Raw genomic sequence first — 14,385 nt, forward strand, 5'->3', positions numbered from 1 at the left:
ATATGGAGAATTCGTACCGTTTTTTTGCCAACAGGGACTGCCAGTACTATCCCTGCCACAAGGGAATTCAGGAGCTGAACTGTCTTTTTTGCTACTGTCCCTTTTATACCTGGGAGAGATGTCCGGGAAAGCCGGTCTATAAGGAACGGGAGGGCGGAAGGCTGAAGGTGTGCGCCGGCTGTGATTTCCCTCACCATCCGGAGAATTATGATAAAATCATACAATATCTAAAGGCAGGTACTGTTCCGGAGGAGCGTCATACATAGAAGCAGAGCGTCGGAACGATAAAAACAGGCAAAAAGATTTTGAACAGTCATATAAAGGTTTTAAGCAGAACGCTGAAAGTTATTTTTAATTTTTAGCGTTTTTTTCATTCTTCTTTCAGGGTATGAAAAATAATAAATAAAAATGATATATCATATTTACAAAATAAGCAGAATATGGTATATATAAGATATGTGTTGATCATAAATAATGATAAACACAACAAATCCATTTTATGACGAGTTATAAGACAACGATAGATCAAGCAGGAGGTAGAAAGATGCTGAATGAGAAGCAAATCGAGAAAATGCTGTCTAAACTGAAAAAATTTGAAGAAAAAATCAGTAATATGCTTTTTGACAAGGTAGGAGAAGTGGAGATGGGACGTTATGATACGGCAGAGTCTCTGCATGACATTCCGCCCGCAGAGCTGTTCACCCCATGCAGGGCAGGCGATACCTGGGGCGGGGAAAGCAGCTATTGCTGGTTCAAGGGTACCTACCGGGTGCCGGAGGAGCTGGAGGGGAAGACCCTGTATCTGTATCCCAGAATTGGCGGATATGAGGCGATGCTGTGGGTGAATGGCATGCCTTTTGGAACCTTCTGTACCAAGATCGTGGTGACGGGGCATGGGAATCATTATTGTGATATGTTCCGGCAGGATGCGGCTGCCGGTGAGAGGATAGACCTGGCTCTGGAGTACTATTCCGGTCATTATGTCATTGGCTGCGACCCCTGGAATGCGGATGGGAAGATGGATTACACCTTCCGTTATGACTCGGTGGATGTATGTGTGAAGAACCAGCTTTTGAACCAGTTCTATTTTAATCTGAGGACGGTCAACCAGATGATCCGGGGACTGGATCACAACAGCTACCGCAGAGCGGATCTGATTCGCACACTGACGAAGATTCATGAGAATATATACTACTCTGTGGAGAATGTGGAGCGGAAGGTATTTCTGGAACAGATTGCCGCGGCGAATCAGCTTTTGCAGGAGCAGCTGGCGAAGAAGAACTCACAGACAGCTCCCTTTGCCGGCCTGATCGGGCATTCCCATATGGATACGGCATGGTTGTGGCATAAGGGAGAGACCATTAAAAAATGTGCCAGAACCTACTCCAATGAACTGAATCTGATGGAGCAGTACCCGGAGTATAAATTTATTCAGAGCTCTGCTTATCATGGGGAAGTGATTCGGAGGCACTATCCGCAGCTATTTGAGCAGATCAGGAAGCAGGCTGCCCAGGGCAGGTATGAGCCGAACGGCGGTGTATGGATTGAATGTGACTGTAATATCACTTCCGGGGAATCGATGATACGGCAATTTCTGTGGGGACAGAGATTTACCAGGAAATATTTCGGCTATACCTCCAACTGCTTCTGGCTGCCGGATACCTTTGGATACAGTGCATCCATTCCCCAGATTATGAAGGGATGTCATGTGGAATATTTTCTCACAACGAAAATGGCGTGGAATGATACTACGGAGTTCCCTTATGACACCTTCTATTGGAAGGGGATTGACGGAACACAGGTGTTCACCCATTTAAACAAGACCCATCTATGGCCTGATCCGGAGAGCCTGATGGAGTATGTGGTGAGCGGAAGGGATTCGGTTAAGGAGAAGACGGTTTCGGATAAGCGCCTGCTGTCCTATGGCTTTGGAGACGGGGGAGGCGGCCCGCAGTTCGAGATGATTGAGATGGCAAGAAGAATTACCGATCTGGAAGGGCTGCCCCGTTCGGAGCATATTCTGGTGGGGGATTTCATGAAGCTGCTGGAGGATACTTCAGAGAATGTGTCCGTCTATCATGGAGAGCTTTATCTGGAGCTTCACAGAGGGACCCTGACCAATCAGCATACCATTAAGCGCAATAACCGTCTTGGGGAGCGGCAAATTCACAATCTGGAATTCCTTACGGTGGAAAAAGCGGTGAGGGAGCGTGAGGAGGCAGACAGCGCCGGGATTGCGGACTTCCTGGAGACCCTTCTGGTCAACCAGTTCCATGATATTCTGCCCGGAACCTGCATCCCCAGGGCGCATCAGGAATCCATTGCCGAGACTACGGCTCTGATTCAGGGTACGCAGAAGGAAATTGAAAAGCTGCTTGCATCCCGCCAGGATAAGGAGAGCGCTAACTGTGTCACAGTAGTGAACCCGGTTTCCTTTGACCGGGATGATGTCATCTATCTGGATTACCGGGAGGGACAGCGGATTCGGGGAAGCTATCTCCAGCAGATTACGGAGAATATTCATGGCGGCAGGAAGCTGGCGGTCTATGGCGTTACCGTGCCTGCTTACGGCTCGGTGGTTCTGGAGTGGGAGAAGGGGGAAGTAATATCCCCGTCCTGCTTTATCCGGGAGGGGGAGAGTTTGATAACGCCTTATGAGAAGATCCTCTTCGACGATAAGGGATACATCTGCTCCTATGTGGACCGGGCCCTGAACCGGGAGCTGTGCGGAGAAGGTTATGCCCTCAACACCTTCCTGATAGCGGAGGATATACCGAATTATTGGGATAATTGGGATATTGACGCCGATATGGAGATGAAGCTTCGTGACAGTGCCGAATTGCTGGATCGCAGGGTAATCAGTGACGGGGCGGTGGAATACCGCATCCGCAGCCGGTACCGGATTGCGGAGCGCTCCACAATTCTTCAGGATATGATTATTCATGGGGAGAATAGGGACATTACCTTCGAGACCGTGATGGACTGGCAGGATAATCACCGATTCCTGAAGAGCGCCTTTGATGTATCGCTGCATTCTGATGAGGTCAGACAGGAGATTCAATTCGGCTGCCTGAAGCGCAAGGTTTCCCGCAATACTATGGAGGAGAAGGCGAAGTTCGAGGTCTGCAATCATAAATACACGGATTTGTCGGAGAACAGATATGGAATCTCTATCCTGAATGACTGTAAATACGGCATTTCCGTAAAAGATTCTGAGATGCGCCTCTCCCTTCATAAAGGAGGCATCCGCCCGGATTACCATGGAGATAAGGGGATTCACCAATGCACTTATGTATTCCATCCCCATACAGGCGGTTTTGAAGCGGGCAATGTCATTTGGCCTGCGTATGAGCTGAATTATCCGGTGCTGACAACGGATGGAGTGTGTGAGCAGAGCTCATCCTTCGTATCGCTGGATGCTGATAATGTGATCATTGAGACCATCAAGCCCTGTGAGGATAAGCAGAATGCCTATATTTTACGCTTGTATGAGGCGGAAGGTGCATATGCCAATACCACGCTCCGCTTCCGGCATCCGGTAAAAGAGCTCTTTGAGACGGATATGCTGGAAGAGGTGATTGGGGATTGCAGCGGCAGCCTGGTATTCCGTCCGTTTGAAATAAAGACGGTGAAGGTTGTGTATGACGGTGACAGTTGGTTGAAAATAGTATGATATGCATGGAGGAAGACGATGAAGGTAGTGACGGAAAGAATGAAAGAGGATGGGCGGTTTATTGCAGCTGTCGATGCCTCGGAATATGGGCTGGATGTCTCCGGAAATACGGACTGTACGGAGGCTTTGCAGCGGGCGGTTGACGATTGCCGGAAGGCAGGCGGAGGGACGGTATATCTTCCGGCAGGGCACTATGCGCTGTACGGGATGCTGGTGATACATACCTCGGTAATGCTGCATGGAGATGGCGATGATACGGTCATCTGCTGCTATTACAACAGAGGGACGGAGGAAGGAATGCAGATCGCGATGAAGGCCTGCAGCGGGCTGATCGGGGTGTGCCTGTATCATCCGGATCAGGATATCCGGAATCCGGTCCCATATCCGCCTGCAGTACGGCAGCAGGGAACGGACAGCATTACCATAGAGAGGGTGACCTTCGTAAATCCCTGGATTGCCATTGTATGCGGTCCGGATGGCAATGAATTGCATTTCATCCGAAAGGTACGGATGTCACCTCTGAAGCAGGGGATATTCATGGATATGACCACTGATATCGGGCGGATGCAGGAGCTGTCTGTCTCCCCGGTCTGGTATGAACGTTTTCTGACGGCGGAACGCAGGAGGAATCCGGCCTGCTTAGGTACAATACAGGGGCTGGATGAGGAGCTTGTGAGAGATGCGGTAAGACTTCTGAAGGAATATATGTTTGCTCATACAACGGGAATCCATATGGCTCGTTCCGATTGGGAATATGGCTATGACATCCAAATCGAGGGCTGCAAAATCGGAATTCTGATTACCTCCGAACAGGATATCGGGCCCAATGCCCAGTTGTCCCAGGTGCGGATCATTGGCTGTGAGACAGGAATTCGGCTTCATTGCGGTAATCCCTACGGAATTGCGCTGACCAACGCCTGGATTTCTTCCGGAGGCAGGCGCAGGAAGGCGGCCATACAGAGCGATGAGACGTTCCGGACGGTATTCCAGGGCTGTAATGTCCGGGTAGAAGGAGAATATGAGCAGCTGGTGTGCCATCAGGGAAGCGGGCAATTAAGCTTTTTTGACTGTTCTTTTGCGGGAAAGGGCGTTTCGGAAGATATTCTCCAGTATGCGGGCGGATTATCAATCCTGAATTCTGAGTTCACTTCGGGGGGATCGCAGCTGCGTATGCTGGATGGTTCGGGCGGAACCCAGATGGTTGGATGCCGTCTTATGGATCAGGAGGAGAAAATGCCGGTTATCGTGACAGAAGGAGCTTCCTCTGAAGTACTCCTTGTGGAACCGGGCAGACTTCCGATCCCAAGCCAGAGAAACCTGGGGCATGTGCCTTATCCCTATTCTGTCCGGCCGGAAAGCGATGCGCTGTATGTAGTGACGGATTACGGAGCAAAAGGAGATGGAACCATGGATGATACAAAAGCCTTCCGGGAGGCATTGCGTCAGGCAGGGATTACCGGCGGCTATGTCTATCTTCCGGGGGGCATGTACCGGATTACAGAGCCGCTCCGGGTGCCGGCAGGTGTGGAGCTGCGGGGTACGGCTGAGGTTCCCTGCCATACCATGGGAGGCGGAAGTGTGGTGATGGTGTGCTGCGGACATGGTGATGAGGAGGGTGAGCCATTCCTGTCCCTGGCCGGAAGCTGCGGTATCCGGGGAATCGTTTTGTACCACCCCGGGCAGGACCCGGTAGAGCCGGTTCCCTATCCGTGGACCGTCCGGGCATTGGGTGACCGGTGCTATGGGGTGGATACTGTATTTGTGAATGCCTGGAAGGGATTTGACCTGGGTAGTATGGAGAGCAGGGATCATTATGTGTCCTATGTGTCAGGAGCTCCCATCCGCTGCGGCATATTTGCCGGAAAGAACAGCGGCGGAGTCTGGATTGAGAATGTCCAGTACAACCCTCATTATTGGTATCGGTGTGATCTGCCGAACAGGCCGAAGAGCGATACCTGGAAGGCGTTCTGGCATAACCAGATCCGCTGTCTGGAGGCATTCCTGTATGGAGAGAATGCAGAGCTCCATGTGCTGAACACCTTTGTATTTGCAGCAAAGTACGGTGTACGCTTCTTTTTGCAGAATGGAAAGGGAAGCCACGGCACCATGATCGGGCATGGAACGGACGGCGGAGAATGCGGTATCTTCCTGGAGGGAGCGGGGCAGTTGGAGCTGGTGAATACGGAGCTGGTTACCATTGAAGCGCCTAACCGCAGGATCTATCTGAGAAGCGCCCTGGAGAAAGGCGACGCAGTATTCTACAACACGCTGATGTGGGGGGCGCCGGATACTGCTGTCAGTCTGGAACGGGGAGGCCTTACCATGGTGCTGACCAATATCGTGGATTCCGGAGATACGGCCTTTGTCATTGAGGGCGGAACGGCAAATATCGGGGGTACTTATCTCTATCGGAAGGAAGGCCAGATTCTTGTGAAGGGCGGCCGTGCCAGATATATTGCCAATATGACGGTGAAACAGCCGGATGCCGCCCGTTTGGGCCAGCCGGAGACAGCGGCAGACAAAGGAGAGCTGAAATTGATCTGTAATTGGTATAAATAAAGGAGAATGGGATGATGAAAAACGGGGTGAAGGGATATGGGAGGAGCAGTCTGGCCTTAAGGTTTCTGCTCATGGGCATTCTGCTGCTGGCTTTGCACGGCTTGATGGCGGCCTGCGATAAACATCAGGGAGAGGGGGACCTGTCAAAGACCGGCCGGGAGAACAAAGCCGGGCAGGAGGACGGCGGGCAGAACTCAGAAGCCGGGAAGGGTTCCGGCTCTGCAAATCAGAATACAAATCAGGACGGTGCGCCGGATGACTTTAAGGTCCCGGACATTGCCTGGCGGCTGGCGGAGCCTGATTTTGAGAAGAAGGATACCGTGGTTTACGGCTACAGCATTACGGATTTTGGTGTGGAACCCGGGGGACAGGAGGATATCACCGGGAAGGTACAGGCGGCGCTGCTTCTTCTGAATCGGGAGGGCGGCGGCACACTGTACTTTCCCGCGGGGGAATATGTGCTGGAGAGTACCATCAATGTTCCCAAGGGGGTCACCATCTGCGGTGAATGGAAGGAACCCACGGAGGAGGACAAGACCGTGGAAGGAACCGTTTTAAAGATCTATGCGGGAAGGGGCAAGGGCAGTGCACTGCCCCAGTTCATCCTTCAGCCCAATAGCTGTGTCAGGGATCTGACCATCTGGTATCCGGAACAGACAGCGGAGGACATACAGGAATATCCGCCTACCTTCCAGCTCTTTGATCCCAGTGTCTGGGGTGCGGACTACACCCATGTGAAGAACATCACCTTAGTGAATTCCTATATCGGAGTAGTTCAAGGCCCCAACGGAAGCGGCTGTCCCAATATACGAAATCTCTATGGGACTGCGCTGCATACCGGGGTGTCCATGGACGGCGTTGTGGACATCGGAAGATGTGACTATGTCCGCCTGTCCGCAGATTACTGGATAAAATCCGGCTATTGGCAGAACCAGGACGAGGGACAGCTGGAGCGCTACCTGTATGAAAATGCCACGGGAATCACCCTGGGCAGGGTGGATTGGTCTTATTTTACCAACACCACCATTGAGGGATATGCGGTGGGCTTGATGCTGCGGGAAGGGGAGATGCAGGAGCAGGGCAACTTCCCTAACGGTCAGGTGTACCGCCATACCTATGAGAATTGCGCCGTGGGGATTCTGGTGGAGGGAGTGGCCTCGGTGGGGGAGGAATTTGCAGAGATTAAGATCGCAGACTGCGGCATGGGAATTGTGATAGCCGAATCAACGAAGGCTCAGAACGGATGCCTGCAGTTTTATAATAGCACCATTCAGGCAGATACCTATGCTCTCCTTTGTCAGAACGACGGGGATGTTTCATTGCTGGCGTGTGTCATCGAAGGGGGAGAGATCTCGGCAAAGCGGGGGAATTTGCTGCTTGCCTCCACGGTGACCCAGAAGGTCAGCGGAAGCAGGGTTATTGTGTCAGAGGGCGCGGTGCCCGACATTGACAAGGCTCCGGACATGTCGGAGCCGGTACATAAGCCGGGAGCCAATGTCCTGTATGTATATCAGGGGGAAGCTTCGGATCAGCAGGATCATGCGGCTGCAATCCAGAAGCTTCTGGACCAGGCGGGAGATGCCGGGGGAGGAGTCGTATTCCTGCCCCCCGGAGAATATGGAATCGGCGGAAGTCTCACAGTTCCCCGGGGAGTGGAGCTGAAGGGAGCCATTAATTTGGGCAGGAATCCGATCCGGATCGGAACGATCCTCCGGGTAAGGGAAAGCCTGATGAACGGAGGAAGCAAGCGGGAACAGGCGGAAACAGATCCGGCTGCAGTAACACTTCAGGCCGGTGCCGGAATCAGCGGTATCGTATTTGACTATCCGGAGCAGGATTTTACGGCACCCATCCCCTATCCCTATACAATAAGGGGAGCCGGTGCGAATGTATATGTGGTTAACATCTCCTTGCGCGGAGCTTACTACGGGGTGGATCTGATGACGAATCGGTGTGACAGCCACTATGTGGAATATCTGTCCGGCATTTGTATGAAGAATGTGCTTAAGGTGGGCGGAGGCAGTACCTCCGGCCGCGTCTTCAATACACAGATTAACTTTATTTGCATCACTGCCGGGGAGGAATCCAAGTTCGGAACTTGGGACAATTCTCCCAAAGGGGATACCAAGGACAGGGATTCTGCGGCACTTAAGAAGTTCTTACAGGAAAATCTGGTGGTTTTGGAATTCGGAGATGCCAGAGGGGAATTAATATTTGATAACTTTTCCTATAACGGTCTGACCGGAGTCCGACTGGCGGAGGAGAATGGCAAGGCATTATCCGGCTGGTGCGTAGGCCAGGGCGTGGATTATACCTCCCGTGCCTTTGTGATAGAAGCCCTGGGAGAGATCGGGTTTGTCAATACTCAGCTGGTCAGCTACCGGGAGAGCAGCACCCAGGTGGATGAGGTCACCCATATCATCCTGGATGGAGGGGCTGAGGCACAATTTGTAAATGTGTCCTGTTGGGCAAGGCCGGATACTGCAAATCTTCATGTGAAGCAGGGAGAGCTGTCTATCTGGAATCTGCGGATTACGGATGTACCGGATATCTCGGTTGTCATAGAGAGGGGAGCAAGTGCGGCGATTACCAATGCATCCTATTACAATAACCGGGATTTCACCCTTTGTAAGGCTCAGGGCTCAATACAGTTCACCGGAGGTACCTATAATGCGGGTCTGCGGGATCAGAATCAGAGCTATCTGAAGAACGTCCGCAATAGGAATGCGCGGTGGGATATGCCGTCTGACACGCTGTTCCAGGGAAATACAGAGAAGAACGGGCAGACTTCGGCTGATGGGCAAGACTCCCATGACGGGAATACTCCTCAGGGCGAAAACACCGGAATTCTCTTTGCAGAAGGCTTTACCGCGTATCCCGCCATGGCCGGAGGATACCGGGCGGTCATGGAGACCGGCAGCTTTGACGGCTTTCAGACACCTTCGGAGCATGCCTATGCAGGTCTTGCGGAGGAAGGAGAAGAGACCTATGTCCGGCTGTATTGTGACGATCTGGCAGTGCAGACCTATCTGAAAAGCAGCAGCGTCCGGCTGGAAAGCGGTGCGGACTATGGTATGGAGCTGCGCCTTCGTATCGACAGTATCAACTCCGACCCGGACTACGGTATGTTCCTCAGCATGACCGGCTTGGAGGACGGCAGGGAGAAGGGGAATGAGATATGTTTCCGTTTCTATGGGGATCATTCCTTTGCCGTCCAGGAGAAGCAGCTTGGCATCTGGCAGGAGGCACAGTGGTACAGGATACGGATGGATTGTTATTTCTCCGGGGAGAAAAATAAGTATTATACGGTAACATTATTTGATGATACAGGCAAAGAGCTTGCCTCTTCCGGCCAGGTGAAGCTGAGGGCGGAGCTGCAGGAAAAGGAATGTGTCATGAGTGGTCTGCAGCTGGCCATGATCGGCAGCGGGGTACAGGGAAGCGGCATCAATGACATGCTGGTGGATTATGTGCTGATTTACAGGAAATAAGGAGCTTGTTTCCTGCGCAGGTTTGCGGGCGAATGGGAGGTATGATATGAGAAGAAACGATATATTGCCGATGCTGTTTCTTGGCGCGCTGTTCCTGTTTGCGGGCTGTAAGAAGGAGGCGGCGGATATGGTTCCAGGCGCAGATATCGCAGAGGATTCAGCTGTTGCGCTGAATGGAGAGAAGGAGGATACCGCAGAGTTTGCGGAGAAAACGGATCTGATAGAATTGTGCCTGGAGCCTAAGCTGACATCTGGGAACCCGGCAATCACCCATATCTTTACGGCAGATCCCTCCGCCCATGTATGGGATGACGGGAGAATCTATCTTTACGCATCCCATGATATGGATCCTTCCAGAGGGTGTGATCTGATGGACCGGTATCATGTCTTTTCCTCGGAGGATATGGCTAATTGGGTGGATGAAGGCGAGATTCTGCGCTCGGAGGATGTCTCCTGGGGAAGAGAAGAAGGGGGATTTATGTGGGCGCCGGATTGCGCTTATCAGGACGGAAGCTATTACTTTTATTACCCGCATCCAAGGGAAGATAACTGGAATGAGAGCTGGAAGGTCGGGGTAGCCGTAAGCTGGTATCCGGATCAGGATTTTACAGATCAGGGATATATCGAAGGAGTGGGAGGATTTGCGATGATAGATCCCGCTGTCTTCCAGGATGACGACGGAAGAAATTACTTCTATTATGGCGGAGGCGGCCGGTGCCAGGGTGCCGAATTGGGGGATGACATGATGTCGTTAAAGACCGGCCTGGCTGATATGGAGGGATTGAGGGATTTTCATGAAGGCACATGGGTGTTCAAGCGCAATCATATTTATTATCTTATCTACGCGGATGGGCAAAGCGGCGCAAACCGGATGCGGTATGCCGCAAGCTCCAGTCCGTTAGGCCCGTGGACATCACAGGGAGTATTGTTAGAGTCTGCCGGCTGTAATACAACCCACGGCTCCGTCGTGGAATTCCATGGCGAATGGTATTTGTTCTATCATAATCAGGCAATCTCCGGCAACGGTACATTACGAAGCGTATGCATAGACCGGCTGGAGTTTGATGAGAATGGGGCGATCAGACCGGTACAGCAGACGAGGGACGGAATCCCCGCCTTATCCGGTGAAGTCGCACAGGGAATCAAAGAAGCTTATCAAGAATTTTATAGCTATGATGCAACGAAATGCCAGGTATCCAACGGAGCGGTTATTAATAAAAAAACGGATGGCAGCGGGGAGGCGGCAATTTGCAACCTGTACCAGGAAAATGCGGAATGCAGATTTACCGGGGTAGACGGAGGAGATGGAGGAAGAGCGACAATTTTTATCCACTATGCGGCGGGGGGACAGTGGAGCAAACTAAGAATTGTCGTGAACGGTGTGGATCAATCGCTCATCAATGCAAAGTCGACAGGCGGATGGACGGATTATTCGGGAGTGACATCGATTACGGTAAAGCTGAAGGAAGGGACGGACAATACCATTCGCATCATCGGTGGATATGGCGGTATTAATATTGACGGCATAGTGGTTGGTATTCTTGAATAACCTTCGGCTAATCTTTGTTTGATCAAATAGGATATATCATAAAAACAATAAAAGAGGATGTTGAATTAAAATAAATAAATATAATGTACAATACAGACAAGTTTAATTGGATATTTATCGCCAAAGTGAACAAAATAGGATTGACATTTAATATATCATAATTTATAATAGCGAATAAGATATATCATTTTGAAATGGGCACGGAGGAGATCTATGGTCACGAAAAGAAAAAGCAGCAAAACTGTAATCATCCTTGCGGCAGCCGTTCTGTTGGCCGCCCTGGCAATATTCCTGGTATTCCAGGAGAGGAACAGAAACCGGACGGCCGGGACGGCAGGATATCAGAACTATGAAGGTTATGCCCCGGAGGGTTCTTATGCCTCCTATCTAAGCAGCTATGAAGCAGTTTCTTTAACGGAGAATACCGTGGTGATATCTGCCGCTGATTATAGCGGCAGCGAGGGAGAGATTGAAGTTTTGCCGGAGTACGAGGGACAAGAGAATGCGGTCCTGACGGGAGAAGACGGCTATATTGAGTGGACGGTAAATATCCCGGAGACGGCCTTCTACCAGATAGAGGCGGATTACCTCACCTACGGCGGCAGCGGACTCAGGGTGGAGCGTTCGGTCTACATCGACGGCAGCCTTCCCTTTCGCGAAGCGGAGTACCTGGTCTTTCCGCGATGCTTTACAGATATGGAGGCACAGCCGTCGAAGGATCTGAAGGGCAATGACATCCGCCCGAATCAGCAGGAGCAGTTTGTATGGCAGAACAAGATGCTGTATGATACCTCCGGATATTATGCGGATCCGCTGATGTTCTATCTAACCCGGGGAATACATACCATCCGCTTGGTCTCGGAGCGGGAACCGCTGTTGTTAAAGAGCCTGACACTGCGTGCGAAGGAGGCGGAGCCGGATTACGCGAAGTATTTGCAGGAGATTACCTCTGCCGGTTATAGTGCCGCGGCAGGAGGCCCCGTTATCATACAGGCAGAGAATATGCTCCGCAAGAGTGAGAAATCCAACTACCCCATCAACGACCGGACCTCTTCCTATACCCAGCCGCAGAAGGCTTTTGCCGTTCTTCTCAACAGTATGGGCGGTACCCGGTGGCAGACGGTAGGAAGCACGGCACAGTGGAAGATTACGGTGGATCACACCGGGCTCTACCGCATTGCGCTGCGCTTTAAGCAGGATTATCTCTCAGGCGTGTCAGTGGCGAGAAAGCTGACAATTGATGGAGAGGTTCCTTTCAAGGAAGCAGAGAATCTGGTCTTTGGCTATGCACCCGACTGGCAATGCAGTGCTTTGGGAGACGGAACGCAGGATTATCAGTTCTATTTTGAAGCAGGGAAGGAGTATACTCTTGCGCTGGAAGTGGTGCTGGGGGATATGTCCAATATCCTTCGCAGAGTGGAGACATCCGTAGAGGAGCTGAATCAGATCTACCGGAGCATTCTGATGGTGGCAGGTGCCACTCCGGACAAGTACCGGGATTACAGCTTTGAGAAAATTATTCCACAGACCATCGAGGCGCTGGCAATCCAGGCGGAAGAGCTTACCCGGATCAAGGAAGAGCTTCTGAAGGTAAACGGAAGGAACGGCGAGCGGATGGCCCAGTTGACCAAGATGGAGTATCTGGTACATAGTATGGCGGAGGATCCGGATGAAATTGCCGGCAAGTTTGCAACCTTTAAGGACAATGTGGCGGCTCTTGCCTCCTGGGTATTGGAGATGAAGAAGCAGCCCCTGTCCCTGGATTATATAGCCCTGGTGCCGGAGGGCGGGAAGATCCCGGCCGCAGAAGGAAATTGGCTGCAGAAGCTGGTTTACCAGGTGAAACTGTTTGCCGCCAGTTTTGTGATGGATTATTCCGAGATGGGTATCACAAAGGAGAGCATGGACAAGGACGAGACTATCACCGTATGGCTCTCCACAGGGCGGGACCAGATGAATACGCTGCGAAGTCTGATTAATTCTGACTTTACCCAGAAGAATGGAATCTCCGTAGAACTGGAACTGGTCAGTCCGGGAACCCTGCTTCCCTCAGTACTTGCGGGAACCGGACCGGATGTGGCGCTCTCCAATGGGATGGGAGACCCTATCAACCTGGCGCTTCGGAATTCTGTCTATGATCTGAGCCGGTTTGGTGATTTTGAAGAGGTGGTATCCCGGTTTGCCGACAGCACATTGGTGCCGTACCAATATCAGGGCAGGACCTATGCGCTTCCTGAGACAGTGAACTTCAATATGCTGTTCTACCGCAAGGATATCTTTGGGGAGCTGGGGCTGTCGGTACCCGGAACCTGGGATGAATGGGATAATGTCATTGGGGAGCTGAGCAAGAAGAATATGACCATCGGCCTGCCCCATGACCAGAACATACTGTTAACCTTTATGTATCAGATGGACTGCGAGTTATATAACAATGACGGAGAAACGGTCAACCTGGATTCCAGGGAGGCGGTGCTCTCCTTTGAAAAGCTGATGGAGTACTATACCTTATATAAATTCCCGACAGAATATGATTTTGTCAACCGTTTCCGGACAGGGGAGATTCCGCTGGCAATCGCAGATTATACCGTTTATAACCAGCTGTCCCTGTTTGCTCCTGAGATTCAGGGAGAATGGGGGATGGAACTGGTGCCGGGAACCCTGCGGGAGGACGGCAGCATTAACCGGAGCAATCCCCTGGGAGGTACAGCGGCGGTGATCTTAAATGATACGGAACATACGGATGCGGCATGGACCTTCCTGCAATGGTGGACTTCCACCGAGGTGCAGGCGGCTTATTGCAATGAGATGGAGAGTGTCATTAATGCGTCAGCCAAACAGCCCACGGCCAACCTGGCGGCACTAAAGCAGCTGCCCTGGAATAAGCGGGACCTGGCTAATCTTGTGGAGGAATGGTCGTATCTGAAGGGCACACCCGAGGTGCCCGGCGGTTATTATGTAGGACGCATCTATTCCTTTGCCTTTAACAAGGTGAAGGATAACAAGGAAGACCCCGCAGATACTTTACAGAAATATATCAAACCCATCGATGCGGAGCTGGCCCGGAAACGGCAGGAATTTGGCTTAAGCCAGGCAGGCCGGTAAAAGGAGGACGA

Annotated in this window: 6 protein-coding genes; all 6 read left to right on the forward strand. The window is 51.7% G+C overall.

The window, feature by feature from the left end; genetic code table 11:
- Window positions 1–2 precede the first annotated feature (2 nt).
- The 6 genes from HNQ56_RS07275 (at window position 3) to HNQ56_RS07300 (ending at window position 14,374) form a co-directional block, all read left to right on the forward strand.
- Window positions 3–266: a cysteine-rich small domain-containing protein gene (locus HNQ56_RS07275; RefSeq protein WP_429144176.1), complete on the forward strand. Its 264-nt coding sequence runs from the start codon at window positions 3–5 to the stop codon at window positions 264–266.
- A 278-nt stretch (window positions 267–544) separates the two neighbouring features.
- Window positions 545–3,673, forward strand: coding sequence for an alpha-mannosidase (locus tag HNQ56_RS07280; RefSeq protein ID WP_429144177.1), 3,129 nt, complete (start codon window positions 545–547; stop codon window positions 3,671–3,673).
- Window positions 3,674–3,691: 18 nt separating this feature from the next.
- Window positions 3,692–6,232, forward strand: coding sequence for a glycosyl hydrolase family 28-related protein (locus tag HNQ56_RS07285; protein ID WP_429144179.1), 2,541 nt, complete (start codon window positions 3,692–3,694; stop codon window positions 6,230–6,232).
- Between the two features lie 11 nt (window positions 6,233–6,243).
- Complete coding sequence (locus HNQ56_RS07290) at window positions 6,244–9,723, forward strand: glycosyl hydrolase family 28-related protein (protein ID WP_429144181.1); 3,480 nt, start codon at window positions 6,244–6,246, stop codon at window positions 9,721–9,723.
- A 46-nt stretch (window positions 9,724–9,769) separates the two neighbouring features.
- Window positions 9,770–11,272, forward strand: coding sequence for a family 43 glycosylhydrolase (locus HNQ56_RS07295; RefSeq protein ID WP_429144183.1), 1,503 nt, complete (start codon window positions 9,770–9,772; stop codon window positions 11,270–11,272).
- Between the two features lie 213 nt (window positions 11,273–11,485).
- Window positions 11,486–14,374: an extracellular solute-binding protein gene (locus HNQ56_RS07300; protein WP_429144185.1), complete on the forward strand. Its 2,889-nt coding sequence runs from the start codon at window positions 11,486–11,488 to the stop codon at window positions 14,372–14,374.
- The last annotated feature ends 11 nt before the right edge of the window (window positions 14,375–14,385 follow it).

This window comes from Anaerotaenia torta, from assembly GCF_050433395.1.
Classification (GTDB): domain Bacteria; phylum Bacillota; class Clostridia; order Lachnospirales; family Lachnospiraceae; genus Mobilitalea; species Mobilitalea torta.